The 23,613-nt window shown below is 62.4% G+C and carries 15 protein-coding genes; all 15 read left to right on the top strand.

What is annotated here, in order from left to right:
• Positions 1-104 precede the first annotated feature (104 nt).
• The 15 genes from JWV26_RS24515 (at position 105) to purD (ending at position 23,562) form a co-directional block, all read left to right on the top strand.
• Positions 105-5,351, top strand: coding sequence for a hypothetical protein (locus JWV26_RS24515; protein ID WP_206417164.1), 5,247 nt, complete (start codon positions 105-107; stop codon positions 5,349-5,351).
• Between the two features lie 124 nt (positions 5,352-5,475).
• A complete protein-coding gene (locus JWV26_RS14505) occupies positions 5,476-7,197 on the top strand; it encodes a type I secretion system permease/ATPase (protein ID WP_206417163.1) in 1,722 nt (573 codons plus the stop codon).
• 18 nt (positions 7,198-7,215) lie between these two features.
• Positions 7,216-8,523: an HlyD family type I secretion periplasmic adaptor subunit gene (locus tag JWV26_RS14500; RefSeq protein WP_206417162.1), complete on the top strand. Its 1,308-nt coding sequence runs from the start codon at positions 7,216-7,218 to the stop codon at positions 8,521-8,523.
• Positions 8,524-8,592: 69 nt separating this feature from the next.
• Positions 8,593-9,864: a TolC family outer membrane protein gene (locus tag JWV26_RS14495; protein WP_206417161.1), complete on the top strand. Its 1,272-nt coding sequence runs from the start codon at positions 8,593-8,595 to the stop codon at positions 9,862-9,864.
• Between the two features lie 104 nt (positions 9,865-9,968).
• Positions 9,969-11,933: a methyl-accepting chemotaxis protein gene (locus JWV26_RS14490; protein ID WP_206417160.1), complete on the top strand. Its 1,965-nt coding sequence runs from the start codon at positions 9,969-9,971 to the stop codon at positions 11,931-11,933.
• Between the two features lie 168 nt (positions 11,934-12,101).
• Positions 12,102-13,889 carry a protein-disulfide reductase DsbD gene (dsbD, locus tag JWV26_RS14485; RefSeq protein WP_206417159.1) on the top strand — a complete coding sequence of 596 codons (1,788 nt, stop codon included), beginning with the start codon at positions 12,102-12,104 and terminating at the stop codon, positions 13,887-13,889.
• Positions 13,890-14,057: 168 nt separating this feature from the next.
• Positions 14,058-14,504 (top strand): type II 3-dehydroquinate dehydratase, encoded by a 447-nt coding sequence (gene aroQ, locus JWV26_RS14480; RefSeq protein WP_024306841.1) that lies wholly within the window; start codon positions 14,058-14,060, stop codon positions 14,502-14,504.
• A gap of 50 nt (positions 14,505-14,554) precedes the next feature.
• On the top strand, positions 14,555-15,016 hold the full coding sequence (gene accB / locus JWV26_RS14475; RefSeq protein ID WP_017678759.1) for an acetyl-CoA carboxylase biotin carboxyl carrier protein: 462 nt from the start codon (positions 14,555-14,557) through the stop codon (positions 15,014-15,016).
• 17 nt (positions 15,017-15,033) lie between these two features.
• Positions 15,034-16,389 (top strand): acetyl-CoA carboxylase biotin carboxylase subunit, encoded by a 1,356-nt coding sequence (accC, locus tag JWV26_RS14470; protein ID WP_079784658.1) that lies wholly within the window; start codon positions 15,034-15,036, stop codon positions 16,387-16,389.
• A 247-nt stretch (positions 16,390-16,636) separates the two neighbouring features.
• Complete coding sequence (gene prmA / locus JWV26_RS14465; protein ID WP_206417158.1) at positions 16,637-17,515, top strand: 50S ribosomal protein L11 methyltransferase; 879 nt, start codon at positions 16,637-16,639, stop codon at positions 17,513-17,515.
• Between the two features lie 53 nt (positions 17,516-17,568).
• Positions 17,569-18,846, top strand: coding sequence for a DUF3426 domain-containing protein (locus tag JWV26_RS14460; protein WP_206417157.1), 1,278 nt, complete (start codon positions 17,569-17,571; stop codon positions 18,844-18,846).
• 229 nt (positions 18,847-19,075) lie between these two features.
• On the top strand, positions 19,076-20,074 hold the full coding sequence (gene dusB, locus JWV26_RS14455) for a tRNA dihydrouridine synthase DusB (RefSeq protein WP_072423199.1): 999 nt from the start codon (positions 19,076-19,078) through the stop codon (positions 20,072-20,074).
• Positions 20,071-20,391, top strand: a complete 321-nt coding sequence (gene fis, locus JWV26_RS14450) for a DNA-binding transcriptional regulator Fis (protein ID WP_026088753.1) — start codon at positions 20,071-20,073, stop codon at positions 20,389-20,391. Before dusB ends, fis begins: the two co-directional genes overlap by 4 nt.
• 74 nt (positions 20,392-20,465) lie before the next feature.
• Complete coding sequence (gene purH, locus JWV26_RS14445) at positions 20,466-22,073, top strand: bifunctional phosphoribosylaminoimidazolecarboxamide formyltransferase/IMP cyclohydrolase (RefSeq protein WP_072423200.1); 1,608 nt, start codon at positions 20,466-20,468, stop codon at positions 22,071-22,073.
• 199 nt (positions 22,074-22,272) lie between these two features.
• Positions 22,273-23,562: a phosphoribosylamine--glycine ligase gene (gene purD, locus JWV26_RS14440; RefSeq protein WP_072423201.1), complete on the top strand. Its 1,290-nt coding sequence runs from the start codon at positions 22,273-22,275 to the stop codon at positions 23,560-23,562.
• Positions 23,563-23,613: the final 51 nt, after the last annotated feature.

Raw genomic sequence — 23,613 nt, 5'->3', positions numbered from 1 at the left:
ACTCCATGGCCTCTGCTAAAAAGCACGCTCATTTGCGTCAATAAAAAGACGCCAGATTCTTCCGCCATCAGCGCGACGATTTTTCCACTGCAAGGATAGGGACTATGAGCATCCTCCCCGGGAATCAAACGGATTACACATTCAGCCGCGACGGCGGCGAGCTCGTCATCACCCGCAAGGACGATGGTACGGAAGTCGCACGAGAGGCCGATAACTTCAACGTGACATTTGCCGGCGGCGGCAGCGTCGACCTGAGCCAGAGTTTCGATAACCGGGTCGCCAGCTCCGACACCCTGTACTTCGGCACCCCTGCAAGCACGGCTCTCACGGGCGGCGGCTATGTGCTGGTATGGGAACACTACGGTTCCCGGGACGGCGATCCTGACGAAGGCGTCACCTTGCAGCACTACGATGCCTCCGGCAAATTGCTAAAGGAAACCAAGATTGTTTCGGGCGAAGCCGAAGACCCCAGCGTAACCGCCACTGCCGACGGTGGCTATTTCATCGCCTGGTCCACCGAGAGCAAGGGCAGCAGTTCGGTCCTTATCCAGCAGTTCGACAAGGACGGCAACGCCACTAGCAATGCGCAGACCGTTGCCAGCAGTAAAAGCGCGGAACTGGAGGATGTGGTCGTCAGCGTATTGCCCAATGGCAACTATGTGGTTTCCTGGGTTTCGGCTGTTGAAAAGAACGGCAAGGAAACCGGCGATCTATATCTGCAGGTGTACGGCGCCGACGGCAAGAAAATCGGCGCAGCACAGAAGGTCAACACCGAGACCGTCACCAATAGCACGCCTGACGACCAGATCATCCTGCCTCTGGACGGTGGCGGCTTCCTGGTGGCCTACACCCATGAAAGCGCACTACCGAACGGATACAGAAGCGACTTTTATGCGCGTGAGCTCAACGCCGACGGCAGCGCCAAAGGCGCTCCGCAACTGCTACACACCCTCGACACCGGCTATCCCAATGCCAGCTACTACTCCCTGATCAAGACCGACGATGGTTATCTGGCGAGCTGGGTAGCCAATGTCGACGCCGCCCCTATATTCGGCCGCACCCTGATAGCGCAGAAATTCGACAGTGCATTAGAGCCTGTCGGCGATGCAGAGGTCGTAATCCCAGTCGGCAACCCCAATGCCAACGATGCCAGCCTGACCCTGCTGGCAGACGGCACGTATTTGGCCGTCTGGTCTACATACAACTGGAGCGAAGGGAACACCACCTACGCCAAACTGCTGGACGCCGACCTCCAGCCTCGCGGTGACAGCTTCATCGTCAATGCCTCCGGCAGCTCGTACGAAGCCAAGGTCACCTCCCTGCCGGACGGCGGCTTTATCATCACCTGGACGAATGCCAACGAAAATGGCGACAGCGGCTCTTCTCTGTTCAGCCAGCGCTACGATGCCGATGGCAAACCAATCGGCAACGCCCTGACCCTGATCGAGGGTGGCGACGACAACGACGATCTGACCTGGATCGGCGATGATGATGTCATCCTCCGTGGAGGCGCCGGCGATGACCGGCTGACCGGCGGCAACGGCAGCGATATCCTTGATGGCGGCCAGGGTGACGACACCGCCATCTTTACCGGCGAGCAGGCCGACTACCACTTCGGCCTCGACAACCAGGGCAATCTGCAGGTCATTAACGGAGCCCAGCGCGACACTCTGATCAGCATCGAGCAGCTCCAGTTTGCCAACGGCGCCATCACGATCAACGAGGGTAGTCTTTCGCTGGAAAGTGGCCAGGCCGACTCCGAAACGCCTTCTACCACCACGCTGGCAGATGGCACCCAAGTGGTGGCCTGGAAGCAAGGCCCGGAAGTGCAAATCCAGCTCTTCCGTGATGGGAACTGGCAGCAAGCCATTGCAAGCGGTATTGAATACGAGCGCGGATCGTTGAACGTCGCAGCGCTGGGCGATGGTTTTGCTCTGGTCTGGGGAAACTACGAGGGCGATGCCTTTTATGTTCAACGCTACGATGCTGCAGGCCAGTCGGTTGGCCAGTCAATCGAGCTATCGCAGGTCGATCAGGCTCGAAATGTCGATGACATTTCAGTGACGCAACTGAAAGATGGCAGCTTTGTCCTCGCCTGGACCGAAGAAACTCCCGACCAGTCGATTCCAGATGAGTTTGACCAGGACGGTGAATACCTGGAAAGCGAGGGCCAAGCCTACATCCAGCTATTCAATGCCGACGGCAGTGCCAAGGGGCAGCCTATCGCTCTGGCCACCGGCAACCTGCAGGCCTTCGAACCCAGTGTCAGCGCCCTGCCGAGCGGTGGTTTTGTCGTTGCATGGGAATATGTAAACGACGCCAAAGAAAGCGAGGAAATCTACCTGCAGCGCTTCAAGGCCGACGGTACACCGGACGGTAAAGCCATTCAGGTCAACACCAGCACCAAGGGCGACCAAGGCGATCCGGAAGTAGTCACCCTCGCAGATGGCAGCTATGTCGTCACCTGGACCCGTGAAACCCACGATGACCTCAAATACAAGGACGAATGGGGCAATAACGTGGTCGAGGAACGCACCGTCGATACGCATATCTTCATGCAGCGCTTCAGCGCAGACGGCAAAAAGCTGGGTGGCGAGGCCCAGGTCAACAGCACGTCAGGTTTCTACAACGACCCGGCTATTACTGCCTTGGAGGGCGGTGGCTACGTCATTACCTATGCGACCAGTGATGAACGTGAGCTGTACAGCGGCCCTTCAAGGCTCTACGCACAGGTCTATGACAAGAATGGCTCCAAGGTGGGCGACGAATTGGTAGTCGCCAGCGCTCCCAACCAGGACTTCTTCCCCTCGGTAGCAGCCAGCGCCGACGGCGGCTTCCTGATCACTTGGGAAGCCACCGAGCGCACCGCCAACTATGGCGAAGGCAGCGGCGACATTTACGTCAAGCGCTTCGACGCCAACGGCAACTCCCTGACGCTCACAGGTGATGATGGCGATAATACACTTACATGGACCGGCAGCAGCGGCGTCACCCTCGATGGCGGCGCCGGTAATGACACCCTCACTGGCGGAGATGGTCATGACGTACTGATCGGCGGCGCCGGTAGCAACATGATGACCGGTGGCAAGGACAACGACCTGTATATCATCGAAAATGCCGACGACATCATCATCGAAGAGGCCGGAGGCGGCTCCGATACGGTCATGACCAGTGCCAGTTACACATTGGGCGAGCACCTGGAAAACCTGACCCTGACCGGCGACAGCCACATCGACGGCACTGGCAACAACGCCGACAACCGACTGGTCGGCAATCGCGGCAACAACATCCTGGATGGGGGCGCCGGGGCCGACACCCTGATTGGCGGCGAAGGCGACGACATCTATATCGTCGACAACCTGAAAGATGTGGTCATCGAAAAAGAGGGTGAAGGCACCGATACCGTGCGCGCCTCGGTCAACTGGACCCTGAGCGCCAACCTGGAGAACCTCGAGCTGACCGGCACCGCCAACCTCAATGGCACCGGCAATGCACAGGACAATAGGCTGACAGGCAACGATGGCAACAACACCCTCAACGGAGGCGCCGGCGACGACTATCTCGATGGCGGCAAGGGCGTGGACAGACTGATCGGCGGCACCGGCAACGACACCTATGTAGTCGACCTGATCCAGAAGGGCGCGGGTACCAAGGCCAGCGTCGCCCTGGAAGACACAGTGACCGAGGCAGCCAATGCCGGCGACGATGATCGCCTGATCCTGCGCGGAGAGGTACTGACCGAGAACTACTCGACCCTGACCCTGGGAGCTAACCTGGAGACCCTGGATGCCAGCCAGACCGGGCAAACCAGACTCCACCTGAACGGCAACGCTGGCGCCAACACCCTGATCGGCAACGATGCCGACAATATCCTCGACGGCAAGGCCGGCATCGATACCCTTATCGGAGGCAAGGGTAACGACACCTACGTGCTCGACCGCGCGGAAGAGTTGGATCTGGTAGAGGAATTGGCGGACGAAGGTAACGACACCCTGCGCATCACTTACAAAAATACCTCGAAGACCGAGACGCTACTCGTCGACCTGAGCCAGGACAACCTGCAACATGTCGAGAATATCCAGCTTACCGGTACCGGCCTGTTCGAGCTGATCGGCAATACCGCCGACAATATCCTAGACGGCGGCAAGAATGCTGCCGTGCTGAAGGGCGGTGCGGGCAACGACACCTATAGAGTCGGCCACAAGGACGCGCAGATCGTCGAACTGGACGGCGAAGGCGACGAGGACACCGTCGAATCCACCGTCCACTGGACTCTGAGCGAGAACCTGGAGAACCTCACACTGCAGGGCAAAGCCGCGATCAACGCCACCGGCAACGCGCAAGCCAACCTGCTGATCGGCAACGACGGCAACAACGTCCTAGACGGTGGCCTAAATTCCGCTGGCGTCGACACCATGCGGGGCGGCAAGGGCAACGACACCTATATCGTCAGAAACATCGGCGACATCGTGGAAGAAAACGACAAGGAAGGCACCGATACGATCAAGGCCCATGTCAGCTACGAACTCACCGACCATGTCGAGAACCTGATCCTTGAGGGCAGCGAACATATCGACGGCACCGGCAATGACGAGAAGAACGTCATCACCGGCAACTCTGGCGACAACTCCCTCGACGGCCGGGGTGGAGTCGACAAGCTGATCGGCGGTCTAGGTGACGACACTTACTTCGTCGACCTGATAGCCAAAGGCACTGGCGCCAAGGCTACGGTCGCCCTCGAAGACAGCATTGTCGAGAAGAAAGGTGAAGGTGAGGACACCTTGCAACTACGTATCAGCCAGGACGTCCTGGACAAGCTCGCGGACGCCGGCAAGGCCACCACCCTGGTCCTCGGCACCAACCTGGAGAATCTTGACGCCAGTGATACTGAAGATCTCTGGCTCAACCTGACCGGCAACGCACTGAACAACGTGATCCGGGGCAACGCTGGCGACAACATCCTCAGCGGCGGTGCCGGTGACGATACTCTCTATGCTGGTGAGGGCGGAAAAAACGTGCTGATCGGAGGCGCCGGAGCGGACATCATGCATGGCGGCGCAGGCGACGACACCTTCCGCTTCACCTCGCTCAAGGATCTCAGCATCGGCGAAGGCAAGCAGGATGTGATTCATGGTTTCAATGAGGCGGGAGTGGACAAGCTCGACTTCAGCGCACTCAAGGGCTGGAGCTTCAAGGAAGATGGCGTTATCACTGGCACCAAGCAGCTCTGGGCTGTGCATGACGGCAGTGACCTGATCCTCTACGGCAACAGCAGCGGCAACCTCGACGCCGACTTTTCCATCAAACTGGTCGGTGTAAGCGCACTAAGCGTGGATGACTTCATCATCTAGAACCTAGCCAACCGCTGGCTCCATCCCCGATGGAGCCAGTGCGACAAAGGTGGCAAACTGCCCGGCCGCCGACCAACCCGCCACCAAGTTCTTCGCCACCCCCTCGACGCTCCGGACTCCCACCATGCTGCGGTTATCGCAAACCGACCTTGAACGCACCCTGCTCGCCTGTCGTACGAGCTTTTTCGCGGTGGCGCTGTTCAGCTTCTTTATCAACCTGCTGATGCTGGTGCCCTCTTTCTACATGCTGCAGGTCTACGACCGCGCAGTGGGTAGTGGTAGCGAAGCCACGCTGCTGATGCTGACCCTGATCATGCTGTTTCTGATGATCAGCATGGGCGCCTTGGAGTGGGTGCGCTCACGTATCATGGTGCGCGTCAGTACCCGCCTGGAAAACGACCTGGGCGCTCGCCTCCACGATGCCGGCTTCAAACTGGCGCTGGACTCGGGCGGCGTGAACGCCACCACCCAGCCGCTCAGCGACCTCAACGGCCTGCGCCAGTTTCTCACCGGCAATGGCCTCTTCGCCTTCTTCGACGCGCCCTGGCTGCCAATCTACCTCGCCGTGATGTTTATCTTCCATCCCTGGTTCGGCTGGCTGGGGCTGGTGAGCGCACTGCTGTTGATCGCCCTGGCCATGCTCAATGAGCGCCTGACCCAGGCCCCCCTGCAGCAGGCCAATCGCGAACAACTGCTCGCCACCGACCTTACCGGCAAGAGCCTGAACAATGCAGAAGTCATCGCAGCCATGGGCATGCTGCCCAGCCTCCGCCAACGCTGGCTACAGCAGGTGCACAAAGTTCTGCTTCTGCAGAGCCTCGCCAGCGACCGCGCCGGCGCGATCAGCTCTCTGTCGAAAACCTTCCGCCAACTGGTGCAATCGCTGATCCTCGGCCTGGGCGCCTACCTGGCGATCAACCAGGAGATCAGCGCGGGATTGATGATCGCCGGCTCAATCCTTCTGGGCCGGGCCCTGGCCCCAATAGATCAGATGATCGGTGCCTGGAAGGGCTTTATCGGTGCCCGATCGCAGTATGCGCGCCTGCACGATCTGCTGGCCAAGGTGGCGCAAGAGCCCGACCCCATGCCGCTTCCCACGCCGCTAGGCAGCATCGCTGTAGAAAACCTTCACGCGGGCGCCCCGGGCAGTTCCCGGCCAATTATCAGGAATATCAACTTCCAGGTCACACCAGGCACCGCGGTCGGAATCATCGGCCCCAGCGGCTCGGGTAAGTCGACCCTTGCGCGCGCACTGCTCGGCATCTGGCCGGCGCTGGAAGGGCATGTTCGCTTGGATGGCGCAGACGTGAGCCAATGGCGACGCGAGGAACTGGGACGCCACCTCGGCTACCTGCCGCAGGACATCGAGCTGTTCGAGGGCAGCATTAGCGACAACATCGCCCGACTGGGCGAGCTGGATGCCGAGGCCGTCGTGGAGGCGGCGCGACTGGCAGGTGTGCATGAGCTCATCCTGCAGCTACCGCAAGGCTATGACACGCGCATCGGCGCAAATGGCGGCGGTCTTTCCGGCGGACAGCGCCAGCGTATCGGGCTGGCCCGGGCACTGTATGGAAATCCCAGGGTGCTGATCCTCGATGAGCCGAACTCGAACCTCGACGAGGCTGGGGAAAAGATGCTTGCTCAGGCACTGCAAGGTATGAAACAGCGCGGTAGTACCCTCTTCGTCATCACCCACCGTCCCAATGTGCTGGCGCAGCTCGACAGCCTGATCGTCATGAGTGCCGGCGAAATGCCCCTATGCGGCCCTCGCGACAAGGTGCTCAAACAGCTGCAGGTTAAGCCGGAGCCCAGCACCAGTGGCTCCCGGTTCACCGAGCCTCAGTAAGCCAACATGAATAGCCCCATGACCCCAAGCCACGCCCTCACTCCTCTGCCAATAGACGACAAGCCAATCCGGCGCCTGGGCTATGGCATTCTCTTCGTAACCTTTGGCCTGTTCGGCGGCTGGGCCACTCTGGCACCTCTGGATGGCGCCGCATTGGCCCCCGGGGTAGTGACGGTCAAGAGCTATCGCAAGACCGTGCAGCACCTGGAGGGCGGCATCGTCCACGCCTTGCATGTGCGCGATGGCGACCCGGTCGAGGCCGGCGACGTTCTTCTGGAACTCGACGACAGCCAGCTCCGTGCAGAGTTCGAGATGGTGCGCAGCCAGTTGATCGCGCTATTGGCCCAGAAATCCCGGTTGCAGGCCGAGCAGAAGGCTCACGACGGCGCCTTGCCGGTGCCGGACTTCGCCCTTGGCGATCCACGCATCCGGGAAGCGATGGCCAACGAGGAGCAGATTTTCCAGACCAGGCGCAGCAGCTTGTCCGGGGAAGTAAGCATTCTGGAAAAAACCACGGTGCAGCTTGAGGCGCAGATCGAAGGCCTCCAAACCATGGTGTCCAGCAAGCAGGAACTGGCCCGTTCCTATGCCGAGGAGATTGCCGATCTGCGCGCGCTGCTCGCCGAAGGCTTCATCGACATCCAGCGCCTGCGTGATCAGGAGCGCAGCTTGACCCGCCTGCGCAGTGAAATTGCCGAGCATCGCTCGGCAATGGCCCAGGCACGCTTGCGCATAAGCGAGACGGGCCTGCAGATCCTGCAACTGAACAAGGCCTTTGCCAGCGAAGTGGCCAGCCAGCTCGGCGACACCCACACCCGCGTGAGGGATCTGCGCGAGCGCCTCGCGGCCATCCAGAGCCGGCTCGAAAGGACGCGGATCGTGGCGCCGGAGTCTGGGATGGTGATAGGCCTTAGCGTGCACACGGTTGGCGGAGTGATCGGCGCCGGCACGCCATTGCTGGATATAGTGCCTGCCGAAGCGGAGCTCGTCGTCGAGGCACGCATAGCGCCAACTGACATCGACCGGGTAGCCATAGGCCGCCATGCCGACATTCGCTTCAGCGCCTTCAAGAGCAGCACCACCCCGGTAATCGAAGGACTGCTGACGCATATCTCTGCCGATCGCTTGATTGATACGGACACAGGTATGCCTTACTACCTCGGTCGTCTCGAGCTGACCGAAGAGGGCCGGGCCACCCTCGGGGGGCTGACCCTGCTGCCAGGCATGCCGGCGGAAGTGCTGATCAACACAGGCGAACGCACGCTACTCAACTACCTGATGCAGCCTGCCGGCGATGCACTGGCCCGCTCACTGATCGAGGACTGAAGCGTGCGCACTTCAATATTCAAGCTATCGGCCCTTGGGCTCTGTGTTCTAACGCACGCGAGCATTGCCATGGCCACCAGCACGCCCGTCGACCTATGGGACCTGTATATCGAAACCCGTAACGCGGACCCCAGGATACTCAGGGCTGGGGCGCTGGAAAAAAGCAGTGAAGGGCGCCAACGCGAAGCCCTGGGCCGCCTGTTGCCGCAACTCGGCGGCAACGCCAGCGTCAATCGTAGCCAGCGCGAGGACGACCTCGCCCGCAGCCGCTACAACGGCCAGGCCTACTCGCTCGGACTGAGCCAGCTGCTCTACGCACCTCAGGCGTGGCGCAGCTACCAGAAGTTCTCGGCCCTCACCAGACAGAGCACGTTTGAATACGAGGAGGCTCGCGTACAGGCGAGTATTGACCTCGCCGAGCGCTATTTTGCGGCACTGGCGGCCGAGGACGAGTTACGCCTGGTTCAAGCGGAACTGGACGCAACGGCGCGCAACCACGTACGGACTGAAGCACTGTTTGCGAAGAAGATGGCCAGAATCACGGATGTGCTCGAGCTTCAGGCCCGCGTGGACCTACTGAAAGCACAGGCCATCGAAGCGGCCAACCAGATTGAAATCGACCGGGAAGCCATTGCCGAACTGATCGGACGCTCGCTGGAGCAACCCCTGAAACGGCTCGCTGCGCAACCGAACTTCCTCCCACCGCAACAGAGCCGGGAGTTCTGGGTCGAGACCGCCTTGCGCAGCAACCCGGCCCTGCTGGCCAGGGGCCAGGCACTGGACGCCGCGCAAGCCGCCCTAGGCGAAGCGAAGGCCGAACACCTGCCAACCCTGGCATTGGACCTCAGCGCCCAGCGCAGCGATATCGGCTACGAAGGAACTGCAACGCCCCGCTCGGATACCTACGTTGCCTCCTTGGGCGTGCAGATTCCCCTTTACAGTGGTGGCTCGACCCAGGCCAGGGTTGCCTCACTGCATGCGGAACTCGATGCGACTCAGTACGAACACCAAGCCCTGCGCCGGCAGGTAGTGCGGGAGACGCGCACGGCCTACCTCAACCTCGAGGCCAGCCTGAATCGCGTGACAGCCTTGCAACTCGCCCTGGCATCCGCCGAGCGCTCACGGACTGCGACCGAACAGGCCTTTAGCTACGGAGTCATGAACGCCGTAGATGTCCTAAATAGCATCGAAATGGAGTTCCGCGCCAAACGAGATCTGCTGCAATCGCAATACAACTACATCACCAGTTTGTTAGTCCTGTATCGCTGGAGTGGGCGGCTCAGCGATACCGACATACGCCAGGTAAACAGTTGGCTGACAGCCTCTCAGTCAGCTCAATAGGTACTGGGGCGCCCGCAAAGCGTGACCCAGCTCACACCGTCATCAGGATGTAACCAAACCGCAATAAGCTCGCGGGCATCGTTCAGTCGTCGATCGAGCCCGTCATGCGCCTCAAGCTACTCACCAATCTCAATACTCTGCTGCTGGTCACCGTCTGCGTCGCGCTGGCGGCGACGCTCTGGTGGTCGCAGCGCGCGTTGCAGCAACCGGTGCAACTGATGGAGCGCTACCTGACGCTGTCCCAGCAGTTCCAGCGCGAGGTGGCCGACAACATTCAGGCCTATCTGGCCAGTGGCAACGCGGTGCAACACAGCAGTGCGACCCAGGCCATCGACGCCTTCGACGAATCCCTCGAACAACTGCCGCAACAATTGACCACCGAGCTGCGCTCAAGCCTTGAGCAACTGCGCGACTTCAGCGCCAATCAGCTGCTAGCGGCCGGCAAACTGGCCGGTGATCCGCAGGGGCTGCTGTTGCAGGCCGAACGCGAGATGCTCGCCGCGCTGGAACAACTGACCCAGTACGTCGCAGATGCCAGCAGCCCCGCCGCTGGTGACTACCGCAAACCGCTGCAGGAAGCCGGTTCGCGCCTGCTGAGGCTGGCCCACGCCCGCGAACGCTTCACCAACCAGGGTCGTAGTGAGCTACTCGGCGACGTCGAACGCGAACTCAAGGCTCTTGCTCAGCAGACAGAGGCGCTGGATAAGTTGCCGCTACTCGGCGTGCAGCAGGCCGACAGCTCAGCCAGCGTCGGTTTCGCTGCACTGCTAGGCCTGGATGAAACACAGCAGGAGCAACAGACGCAGGATCGTGGCATCGAACTGAAACGCGAACTGGGCACCCTGGTACGCCGCTACCCCAGCGAACTGCAGCGCACCCGCGAGCTGGTCGAGCAACGTCAGCAACTGGCCGTGACCACCACCGAACGCGTGACGCAGGTACAACAGGCACTGGCGGCGCTGGAGCCCCTGGTAAAAGGCGAATACGCGCGCATTCAGGGTGAGGTCCGGCTGATTCAAGGCCTGATGATCGGCCTGATCCTGCTGATCGCCCTGCTCATCGACCGCATCCAGCGGCGCCTGTCACAGGTACTCGAGCGCCTGGTACCGGCGCTGTCGCAGTGGGCCAAAGGTGATTTCGCGACGCCGATCAGCATCAATTCCCGCACCCGCGAGCTGCGCGATATCGAAGATTCGCTCAATCACCTGCGCCGCTATCTGGTGGAGCTGGTCGCCAGCATCCGCGGCCACGCCGAGCATGTCGCCGGCTCCAGCCGTACCCTGGCCGACCTCAGTGGCGGCCTGCACGGCGGAGCCGAACGCCAGGCCGGCGATACCGCCCTGATCCGCGACGCGTTGAGCGAGCTGGAAGCGACCATCGGCCAGGTCGCCCAGGACGCCAGCCAGACCGCCGACGCCAGCCGCGACGCCGACCGCGCCCTGATCCAGGGCCAGCAGGTCATCGGCCAGAGTCTGGAAGGGCTGCACGCCCTGGTCTCCGAGGTGCAGGACAACGCCCAGGCCATCGAACGCCTGGCCGACGAGACCGCCACCATCGGCAGCGTGCTTACGGTGATTCGCGGCATCGCCGAACAGACCAACCTGCTCGCCCTCAACGCCGCCATCGAGGCCGCACGCGCCGGCGAGGCCGGCCGCGGTTTCGCCGTGGTCGCCGACGAAGTGCGCTCATTATCGCAGCGCACCGGCAGCGCCACGGCAGAGATCCAGGATGTCATCGGCCGCCTGCAACAGGCTGCGCACCAGTCGGTACAGGCCATGCGGGCGCAGGTCGAACATGCCGAAGCTACCGCGGGCAAGGCCGAAGCGGCCGATGGTGCGCTGGACGAGATCGTCAACGCCATCCGTACCATCGCCAGCATGGCCGAGCGCATCGCCGAGGCCACCGCGCAGCAGAGCGATGCGGTCAGCGAGATTCGCGAACACGGCGAACGCATCCACCAACTGGGCGACGACAACCTCGGCCTGATCGCCAACGGACGCAGCGAGAGTGAACGCCTGCTGCACCTGGGTGGCCAGTTGCACAGCGCCGTACAGGCGTTTCGCGTCTAAGCGCCTGCGACACGGCAGCGCAGGCTTGATCTGCACGGGAACTCGACAAGGCCGGCCTTCTCCAAGGTTCCGCTCATCCCCGACAATCGACGCTCCGGCGCGGCGACGACGATACGGGTGGGCGCTTTCCGGTATCATGCCGCCACCTTTCGCCGAGATATTCGCCCGATGTCACTGCGTCGACTGCTGCTTCCCCTGCTTCTGCTCTGCCTGAGCCTGCCCGCCAGCGCCAACCTGTTCGACCAGCGCCCTGCTGCCTCGCCGATTGGCGCCCCCCTGAACAACAGCAGCGATTTTCTGCCGGTGCGTGAAGCCTTCAAGCTGAGCCTGGTGAGCAGCGATGCACAGGCAGTGACGCTGCGCTTCGTCGCGGCCGAGGGTTATTACCTCTATCGCCATCGTTTCAATTTCAGCGTCGAACCGGCGGACCTGGTGCTCGGCGACGCCCAATTGCCAGCAGGCGAGGCCAAGCACGATGAATTCTTCGGCGATGTCGAGGTGTACTACGGCGTGCTGGATATCCGCGTGCCACTGGACAATCCGGATAACCGCCCGCTGCGCCTGCAGGTCGGCTATCAGGGCTGCGCCGACAAGGGCCTGTGCTATCCGCCGGAAACCGAATATATCGAGATCGGTGATATGCCTGCCGCCACCAGCAATGATGTGGCGCCTGTCGCGACAGGCTGGAACTGGAAAGAGCTGGCGCTGTTCTTCCTCGGCGGTCTGGCGTTGACCTTCACCCCCTGCGTGCTGCCGATGCTGCCGATCCTCTCCGGCGTAGTACTGCGCGGCCAGTTGGGTGGCCTGCGCAGCCTGACGCTGTCACTGGCTTATGTCCTGCCGATGGCCGCCTGCTTCGCCATTCTCGGTACGCTGATGGGGCTGTTCGGCGCGGGCCTCAATCTGCAGGCTCGCCTGCAATCGGCTTGGGTATTGGTGCCTTTCGCCGCCTTCTTCGCCTTCTTCGCGCTGGCCATGTTCGGCCTGTTCGAGCTGCGCCTGCCTCGTTTCATCAGTGAACCGCTGGATCGCCTGGCAGGCAAAACCCATGGCGGCTCGCATCTTAATGCAGCCCTGCTCGGCGTGCTGTCCAGCCTGCTGGTCAGCCCCTGCGTCTCGGCGCCGCTGGCCGGTGCACTGCTTTATATCAGTGCCAGTGGCGATGCCTTGGGCGGTGGCCTGAAGCTGCTCGCGCTCGGCCTCGGTATGGGTACGCCGCTGGTGCTGTTCGCAGTTGGCGGTGGTGCGCTGCTGCCGAAAACCGGTACCTGGATGGTCAGCGTACGCAATGCCTTCGGCGTGCTGCTGCTGGCCGTTTCGGTCTGGCTGCTCGAGCGCGTGCTGCCGGGCAGTCTCAGCCTGGCCCTGTGGGGCCTGCTGGCAGGTGGTGTGGCAGTATTCCTCGGTGCGCTGGAGTTCGGCCCCAAGACGCATCGACAGAAGCTCGGCCAGATCGCCGGTCTGGCGTTGCTGGTCTATGCCCTGGCCGCCTGGGTCGGCGCCCTGCAGGGTGCGAGCGATCCGCTCAAGCCGCTCGGCCAGTTGCAGGCCGGTACCAGCCAGAGCAGCGCCAAGAGCGGTGCCTGGCAAACCCTGAGCAGCCCCGCCGAACTGGACGCCGCACTGGCCGAGGCCAAAGCCGACGGCCAGCCGTTGCTGCTGGACTGGTACGCCGACTGGTGCATCAGTTGCAAGGTCATCGAGCGCGAGGTGTTCGGCAATGCCGAAGTGGGCAGCAAACTGGCCGGCTGGCGCCTGATCCGCTTCGATATCACCGAAAGCAACGCCGCCCAGCGCGCCCTGCTGGACCGTTACAAGTTGTTCGGCCCACCTGCCATCCAGTTGTTCGCCGGCAATGGTGACGAATTGCTCGATCTGCGTGTCGTAGGTGAGGTCAATGCCGCCACTTTCGCAGGGCGCCTGGATCAGGCCAGCAGCCGCCAGGCAGGTCGTTGAACGCTGGCAACGCGATCATCGCCCGTTCTTTGCAAATGCCCTGGCAACGACCGAAACCAACGCTATAGTCATATTTCTGCCGCAAACAGCAGGCATCGTGTCGACTATTGCTGACATCGCGCAGCTGCGGCATAGTCCTGCGCAGCCTGAACAACAAGGAACGCGACCATGGCCACCCTACTGGTGCTGCACGGCCCCAATCTGAATCTGCTGGGCACCCGCGAGCCCGATAAATATGGCGCCACCACCCTCGCCGAGATCAATCAGGATCTGGAGCAGCGCGCACGCGAGGCGGGCCACCATTTGCTGTACCTGCAGAGCAATGCCGAGTACGAACTGATCGACCGCATTCACGCCGCAAAGGGTGAAGGTGTCGACTTTATCCTGATCAATCCTGCCGCTTTTACCCATACAAGCGTCGCATTACGTGACGCATTGCTGGCGGTGAGCATCCCATTCATCGAAGTGCACCTGTCCAACGTGCACAAGCGTGAACCTTTCCGCCATCACTCCTATTTTTCCGACGTTGCAGTAGGGGTGATCTGCGGCCTTGGCGCCAGCGGTTATCGGCTGGCCCTGGAAGCGGCACTCGAACAACTGACCGGGCGCGCCTGACGCGTAGCCTGGTAGACAAGTCCTACCTCACCTCTGGGAGTTGACCATTCATGGATATCCGTAAAGTCAAGAAACTGATCGAGCTGCTGGAAGAGTCCGGTATCGACGAGCTGGAGATCAAAGAGGGCGAAGAGTCCGTACGCATCAGCCGTCACAGCAAGCAACCGGCCTATGCCCCGCAGCCGATGTACGCGCCTGCACCGGCTCCGGTCGCCGCGCCTGTTGCTGCAGCTGCTCCGGGCGCTGAAGCCGCCCCGGCCGCCGCCGCGAAACTGAACGGCACTGTCGCTCGCTCGCCGATGGTCGGTACCTTCTACCGCGCCGCTTCGCCGACCTCGGGCAACTTCGTCGAAGTCGGTCAGACCGTGAAAAAGGGCGACATCCTGTGCATCGTCGAAGCGATGAAGATGATGAACCACATCGAAGCCGAAGCCAGCGGCGTGATCGAGTCCATCCTGGTGGAAAACGGCCAGCCGGTTGAGTACGACCAGCCCCTGTTCACCATCGTTTGATGCCCGGGGAGCCTGCAATGCAGAAGCTGGAAAAAGTCCTTATCGCCAACCGTGGCGAGATCGCCCTGCGTATCCTGCGTGCCTGCAAGGAGCTGGGTATCAAGACGGTGGCCGTGCACTCCACCGCCGACCGCGAACTGATGCACCTGGGCCTGGCCGACGAGTCCGTCTGCATTGGTCCGGCAGCCGGCGCGCAGTCCTACCTGAACATCCCGGCGATCATCAGCGCAGCTGAACTGACCGGCGCCACGGGCATTCACCCGGGCTACGGCTTCCTCGCCGAGAACGCCGACTTCGCCGAACAGGTGGAAAACTCCGGTTTTGCCTTCATTGGCCCGACCGCGAGCGTGATCCGCCTGATGGGCGACAAGGTATCGGCCAAGGAAGCCATGATCAAAACCGGCGTACCGGTGGTTCCCGGCTCCGACGGCCCGCTGCCGGAAGACGAGGAAGAAGCCCTGCGCATTGCCCGTGAAGTGGGCTACCCGGTGATCATCAAGGCCGCTGGCGGCGGCGGTGGTCGCGGCATGCGCGTGGTGCACAAGGAAGAAGACCTGATCAAATCGGCCAAGCTGACCCGCACCGAAGCCGGTGCTGCGTTCGGCAACCCGATGGTCTATCTGGAAAAGTTCCTCGGCAACCCGCGCCACGTCGAAGTCCAGGTGCTGTCCGACGGCCAGGGCAACGCGATTCACCTGTACGACCGTGACTGCTCGCTGCAGCGCCGTCACCAGAAAGTGATCGAAGAGGCTCCGGCTCCGCTGATCGACGAGAAGGCCCGCGCCGAAGTGCTCAAGCGCTGCGTCGATGCCTGCATCGAGATCGGCTACCGTGGCGCCGGCACCTTCGAGTTCCTCTATGAAGACGGTCGTTTCTACTTCATCGAGATGAACACCCGTGTTCAGGTAGAGCACCCGGTCACCGAGATGGTCACGGGTATCGACATCGTCAAGGAGATGCTCAGCATCGCTGCTGGCAACAAGCTGTCGATCAAGCAGGAAGACGTGAAGATCCTCGGTCACTCGGTCGAGTGCCGGATCAACGCCGAAGACCCGGACAACTTCATGCCCAGCCCCGGCAAGGTCAAGCATTTCCATGCTCCGGGCGGCAATGGCGTGCGCGTCGATTCGCACCTGTACAGCGGCTACAGCGTTCCACCGCACTACGACTCGCTGATCGGCAAGCTGATCACCTTCGGCAAGGACCGTGACGAGGCCATGGCCCGTATGCGCAATGCCCTGGACGAGATCGTGGTCGACGGCATCAAGACCAACGTGCCACTGCACCGCGACCTGACCCGCGACAAGGGTTTCGTCAAAGGTGGCGTGAACATCCATTACCTGGAAAAGAAACTGGGTATGGACAAGCACTGAGTCCATGACCTGCTGCGCGTCGGCGGCCCTGCGTTAAAAGTGACCGAGGAATGCTCATTTACAACAGTAAACTCCGCTTCCTCAGTCACTTTTGCCTTGTTCCGCTCTAGCTCGCGAGGTCATGACTGAAATGCTCAACAGGGGCTGCCTTCGGGCGGCCCCTGTCGTTTCAGCGGCCGAACTGGCAAGCCGCCCGCCCCTTCAAGTAAGCTGCGCGGCCAAACGCGCGCCCTTCATGAGGTTTTCCATGCCCTGGTTACAAGTCCGTCTCGCCATCACTCCTGAGCAGGCAGAAACCTACGAGGATGCCCTGCTGGAAGTCGGCGCCGTATCGGTAACCTTCATGGACGCCGAAGATCAGCCGATCTTCGAGCCGGATCTGGGCACCACCCCGCTGTGGTCGAACACCCACCTGCTGGCCCTGTTCGAGGCCGACACCGACGAGACCGCACTGCTCGCCCACGTGCAACTGCTGTGTGGCGGCGCGCTGCCGGAGCATCATGTCGAGCGCATCGAGGATCAGGACTGGGAACGCAGCTGGATGGATGGTTTCCAGCCCATGCGTTTCGGTCAGCGCCTATGGATCGTGCCAAGCTGGCATGCCGCGCCGCAGCCGGACGCGGTCAATCTGCTGCTCGATCCGGGCCTGGCCTTCGGCACCGGCACGCATCCGACCACCGCACTGTGCCTGGAATGGCTCGATAGCCAGAGTCTGGACAACTGCAGCGTGCTCGACTTCGGTTGCGGCTCGGGCATCCTGGCGATCGCCGCCCTGTTGCTCGGCGCGCCGCAGGCAGCGGGCACCGATATCGACCCGCAGGCGCTGGAAGCCTCGCGCGACAATGCTTCGCGCAACGGCATCGATCCAGCGCGCTTCCCGGTGTATCTGCCTGCCGATCTGCCACAGCAGCCTGCCGACGTGGTCGTCGCCAACATCCTCGCCGGCCCGCTGGTTTCCCTGGCACCTCAGATCACTGCGCTGGTCAAAGGCGGTGGGCGCCTGGCGCTGTCGGGTATCCTCGCCGAACAGGCCGAGGAAGTCCGCGCCGCCTACGCAAGCGCCTTCGACCTCGACCCAACGGCCGTCAAGGACGGCTGGGTGCGCATCAGCGGCGTCAAGCGCTGAACCGCGCGCAGTCGTTGCGTTAGACTAGCTGCTTGGATTTTCCGGACCCGCGCATGAGCGAAAGCCACGTCACCCAGTGCCCCAATTGCCGTACCAGCTTCCGCGTCAGCCAGGCGCAGCTGGCTGCTGCCCATGGCGCAGTACGCTGCGGTGCCTGCCTGCACGTGTTCAATGCTGCCGAACAACTGTTCGGCCCGCGTGCCGCCGCACCTGCGCCAGCGGCAGCCAAAACGGTGAGCGCTCCGACCACAGCCCAGCCCGACACACGCACCAAGCCGCCAGCGAGCAAGCCCGCCGACGATACCCTGTGGATTCATGACGACCTCGACCTGGACAGCCTCAACCTCGATGAGGAACTGGCCAGACTGGAGGAGCAGGAACAGCAGCTGTCTCAGCAGTTCCTCGCACTGGAACAGGCGCCGCGCTACGCCGAGAATTTCGGCAACCGCGCGACGGACGAACCCGACGAAGTGCATGACGAAGCCTGGGCCGAGGCCCTGCTGCGTGACGAGCCGGTGCAGCGCGAGCGCGACAGCTTCGAACTGCAACCGACTGACGAGCAGCCTGAACCGATCACTGCGCCTGAACCCAAAGCAGCCATTGAGTTCGTCCCTCCCGCCGCGCCCCGCAAGCAGCAGCCCATCGCCGATGACATCGACGAAGCCGTTGAGCCGCGCCTGGGTGATCTCGATGACGAGCAGACCGAACCGGAGCACCAGGACGAAGACCTGCGCACGGCACCTGAAGAACCCAAGATGGTGCGCAACGAGCCGGGGCTGCGCGAGGAACGTCTGTTCGAACTGGACGACGAACCCCTGCAACTCGACTGGCGCCAGCCACAGGGCACATCATGGGGCCGCCTGTTTGGCTGGGGCTTGCTCAATCTGCTGGCAGCTGGCGGCCTGCTGGCACAATACGTTGCCTACAACTTCGATGAGCTGGCACGCCAGGACCGCTATCGCCCCTGGTTCGAACAACTGTGCCCGAACATCGGCTGCGCCCTGCCCTCGAAAGTCGACATCAGCCAGATTCGCAGCAGCAACCTGGTGGTACGTAGCCACCCGGAGTTCTCCGGCGCACTGATAGTCGACGCCATCCTCTACAACCGTGCCTCCTTCGCCCAGCCCTTCCCGCTGCTGGAGATGCGCTTCGCCGACCTGGGCGGACAACTGGTCGCCAGTCGTCGCTTCAAACCCAGCGAGTACCTGGCCGGCGAGCTGGCCGGACAGAGCGAGATGCCACCGCAGACGCCCATCCACATCTCCCTGGACATCCTTGATCCGGGCACCCGCGCGGTGAACTACAGCCTGAGCTTCCACTCACCCGAGTAGTCTGAAGACGGCGCGACCCGTGGTCGCAGGCCTTCCTTCTAACTCCTGGCGATAAGCCCATAGCTGTTCAGAATTTGTTCAAAACGACCTTTATCCGGTCATCCAGAGCGGGTATCATGCCCACCCTTTCGCGAGCACCGACCCACCGCAGTTTCCCCTGAGGACACAGTGGAGGGCAGGTGTTGATCGCCCTTTGTCTCAACTGCGCACCAACAAGCAGGGACGCCCCATGTCGGCCCCACGTATTGGCCCTTACACATTGCCCAATCGGTTGATCCTGGCTCCCATGGCCGGCGTCACCGATCGCCCGTTCCGCCAGCTGTGCCGCCGTCTCGGTGCCGGCCTGGTGGTGTCGGAGATGGTCACCAGCGATGTGCGCCTGTGGAATAGCCGCAAGTCCAGCCTGCGTTTGCTGCACGCCGGTGATCCCGAGCCGCGCTCGGTACAGATCGCCGGTGGCGACCCGCAGATGATGGCCGACGCAGCACGCAAGAACGTCGAGTTAGGCGCGCAGATCATCGACATCAACATGGGCTGCCCAGCCAAGAAGGTCTGCAACAAGGCCGCCGGCTCCGCCCTGCTGCGTGACGAGCCGCTGGTACGGGAAATCCTCGCTGCCGTGGTCGGTGCGGTGGACGTGCCGGTGACCCTGAAGATTCGTACCGGCTGGGACCGCCAGAACAAGAACGGCATTACCGTGGCGAAAATCGCCGAAGATGCCGGCATTGCTGCACTGTCCGTACACGGCCGCACCCGCGCCGACCTTTATACCGGCGAAGCCGAGTACGACACCATCGCCGCCATCAAGCAGGCGATATCGATTCCGGTGTTCGCCAATGGCGACATCGACTCTCCACAGAAGGCCAAGGCCGTGCTCGACGCCACTGGCGCCGACGCCCTGCTGATTGGTCGCGCCGCCCAAGGGCGGCCATGGATCTTCCGTGAAATCGAGCACTACCTGCGTACCGGCGAAACCCTGCCGGCACCGAGCCTGCTCGAAGTGGAACGCATTCTGCTAGAGCACCTGGCTGCACTGCACGCCTTCTATGGCGAATTGATGGGCACGCGTATCGCCCGCAAGCATGTCGGCTGGTATCTGGCAACCCTGCCGGGCGCCAGGGAGTTTCGCGCCCAGTTCAACCGTCTGGACAGTACGGACGCACAGTGCGCCCACGTTCGCGCGTTCTTCCGCGAACGGCACAACGATGGAAACGAGGTGGCCGCATGACGTTGATGACAGAGACCCTAGTGAGTGGAATTGCACCCGTGAGTGACAACACCAGCCTTAAACAGCACCTGAACACGCCGAGCGAAGAGGGCCAGACCCTGCGCGGCGCCGTGGAGAAGGCGCTGCACAATTACTTCGCCCATCTCGAGGGCGCGGACGTCACCGACGTGTACAACCTGGTGCTCACCGAAGTCGAAGCGCCGCTGCTGGAAACCGTCATGAATTACGTGAAAGGTAACCAGACCAAGGCCTCCGAACTGCTCGGCCTGAACCGCGGTACGCTGCGCAAGAAGCTCAAGCAGTACGACCTGCTGTAACCCTGAACTCCCGAAAAGGGCGGCCCGCATGAGCCGCCTTTTTTGCTGATATCCCCGCTCTGATGGATAGTGAAATGACCGACCAGACCACCCTTCTGCCCGTCCGCCGCGCGCTGATCAGCGTTTCCGACAAGACCGGTGTCCTCGAATTCGCTCGCGAACTGGCCGCCCTCGGTGTCGAGATTCTCTCCACCGGCGGTACCTACAAGCTGCTCAAGGACAACGGCGTAGCCGCAGTGGAAGTGGCTGACTACACCGGCTTCCCGGAAATGATGGACGGCCGCGTGAAGACCCTGCACCCGAAGATCCACGGCGGCATTCTCGGCCGTCGTGCGCTGGACGGCGCGGTAATGGACGAGCACGGCATCAAGCCGATCGACCTGGTCGCGGTCAACCTCTATCCCTTCGAAGCCACCGTGGCCAAGCCTGATTGCGACCTGGCCGATGCCATCGAGAACATCGACATCGGCGGCCCGACCATGGTCCGCAGCGCGGCGAAGAACCACAAGGACGTCGCCATCGTGGTCAATACCGGCGACTACGCCGGCATCGTCGCCTCCCTCAAGGCCGGCGGCCTGAGCTACGCCCAGCGTTTCGACCTGGCGCTGAAGGCCTTCGAACATACCGCTGCCTACGACGGCATGATCGCCAACTACCTGGGCACCATCGACCAGGCAGCGGGCACCCTGTCCACCGAAGGCCGTGGCGCCTTCCCGCGCACCTTCAACAGCCAGTTCGTCAAGGCGCAGGAAATGCGCTACGGCGAGAACCCGCACCAGAGCGCAGCCTTCTACGTCGAAGCGAAGAAAGGCGAAGCCAGCGTTTCCACCGCCGTGCAGCTGCAAGGCAAGGAACTGTCGTTCAACAACGTGGCCGACACCGACGCCGCGCTGGAATGCGTGAAGAGCTTCGTCAAGCCGGCCTGCGTCATCGTCAAACACGCCAACCCCTGCGGCGTGGCCGTGGTACCGGAAGACGAAGGCGGCATCCGCAAGGCCTACGACCTGGCCTACGCCACCGACACCGAGTCGGCGTTCGGCGGCATCATCGCCTTCAACCGCGAGCTGGATGGCGAAACCGCCAAGGCCATCGTCGAGCGTCAGTTCGTCGAAGTGATCATCGCCCCGAAAATCAGCGCCGCCGCCCGTGAAGTGGTGGCCGCCAAGGCCAACGTGCGCCTGCTCGAATGCGGCGAGTGGCCGGCCGAGCGTGCTGCGGGTTGGGACTTCAAACGCGTCAATGGTGGTCTGCTGGTGCAGAGCCGCGACATCGGCATGATCGCAGCTTCCGACCTGAAGATCGTCACCCAACGTGCGCCGAGCGAGCAGGAAATCCACGACCTGATCTTCGCCTGGAAAGTGGCCAAGTTCGTCAAATCCAACGCCATCGTCTACGCCAAGAACCGTCAGACCGTGGGTGTCGGTGCCGGCCAGATGAGCCGCGTCAACTCCGCCCGTATCGCCGCGATCAAGGCCGAGCACGCTGGCCTGCCCGTACCAGGCGCCGTCATGGCTTCGGACGCCTTCTTCCCGTTCCGCGACGGCATCGACAATGCCGCCAAGGCCGGTATCACTGCGGTGATCCAGCCGGGTGGTTCGATGCGTGACAACGAGGTGATCGCCGCGGCCGACGAAGCCGGCATTGCCATGGTGTTTACCGGCATGCGCCACTTCAGGCACTAAAATCGGCCGCACTGAAGCCGGCATCTGCGTTGTTGCCCCAGGTTCCGCCAATGCTCATTGCCAGTCGGCAACTGCGCTTGTCGAAACCTGGGGCGCCTAGCATCTACCCGCTTCATCGCGACCTCGAAATTCGTAGGGTGGATAACGCTTTTCTTATCCACCAACCGGGCCAACGGCCCACCTCCACAAGGAGACAGACATGAACGTACTGATCATCGGCAGCGGCGGCCGCGAACACGCCCTGGCCTGGAAAGTGGCGCAGGACAAACGCGTCGAGAAGGTCTTCGTCGCCCCGGGCAACGCCGGCACTGCGGTGGAAGCCAAGTGTGAGAATGTCGCCATCGACGTGCTGGCCATCGAGCAGCTCGCCGACTTCGCTGAGAAGAACGTGCAACTGACCATCGTCGGCCCGGAAGCGCCGCTGGTCAAAGGCGTGGTCGATCTGTTCCGCAGCCGCAAACTGGACATCTTCGGCCCCACCGCCGCCGCCGCCCAGCTGGAAGGCTCCAAGGCCTTCACCAAGGATTTCCTGGCGCGTCACAAGATCCCGACTGCCGACTACCAGAACTTCACCGAGATCGAGCCAGCCCTGGCCTACCTGCGCGAGAAAGGCGCCCCGATCGTGATCAAGGCCGACGGCCTGGCCGCAGGCAAGGGCGTGATCGTCGCCATGACCCTGCAGGAGGCCGAAGACGCGGTGCGCGACATGCTCGCTGGTAACGCCTTCGGTGACGCCGGTTCGCGCGTGGTGATCGAAGAGTTCCTCGACGGCGAAGAAGCCAGCTTTATCGTCATGGTCGACGGCGAGAACGTGCTGCCGATGGCCACCAGCCAGGACCACAAGCGCGTCGGCGACGGCGACAGCGGCCCAAATACCGGCGGCATGGGCGCTTACTCGCCAGCCCCGGTAGTCACCGCCGAAGTACACAAGCGCGTGATGGACGAGGTGATCTACCCCACCGTGCGCGGCATGGCCAGCGAAGGCAACGTCTACACCGGCTTCCTCTATGCCGGCCTGATGATCGACAAGGCGGGCAAGCCCAAGGTTATCGAATTCAACTGCCGCTTCGGCGACCCGGAAACTCAGCCGATCATGTGCCGTCTGGAAAGCTCCCTGGTGCTGCTGGTCGAGGCTGCCCTGGCCAAGGCGCTGGACAAGGTCGAGGCGACCTGGGACCCGCGTCCGACCGTCGGCGTGGTGCTGGCCGCCGGTGGCTACCCGGGTGACTACGCCAAGGGCGATGTCATCGAAGGTCTGGATGAAGCCGCCAAGCTCGACGGCAAGGTGTTCCACGCCGGTACCGCACTGAAGGACGGCCAGATCGTCACCGCTGGTGGTCGCGTACTCTGCGCCACCGCCATCGGCGCCAGCGTTGCCGATGCCCAGCAGCAGGCCTACCGCCTGGCCGAGAAGATTCGCTGGAACGGCATGTTCCACCGTAACGACATCGGCTATCGGGCCATCGCCCGCGAGCGCGGCGAGGACTGATAAACAGGGTGCAGCCCGGTAAAAGGCGGCTTTTACCAGCAGAAAGCCTTA

The organism is Ectopseudomonas toyotomiensis (assembly GCF_017167985.1).
Lineage (GTDB): Bacteria > Pseudomonadota > Gammaproteobacteria > Pseudomonadales > Pseudomonadaceae > Aquipseudomonas > Aquipseudomonas toyotomiensis.
The sequence above is the reverse complement of the archived record's forward strand: the minus strand, read 5'-3'. Positions and strand labels throughout refer to the sequence as shown.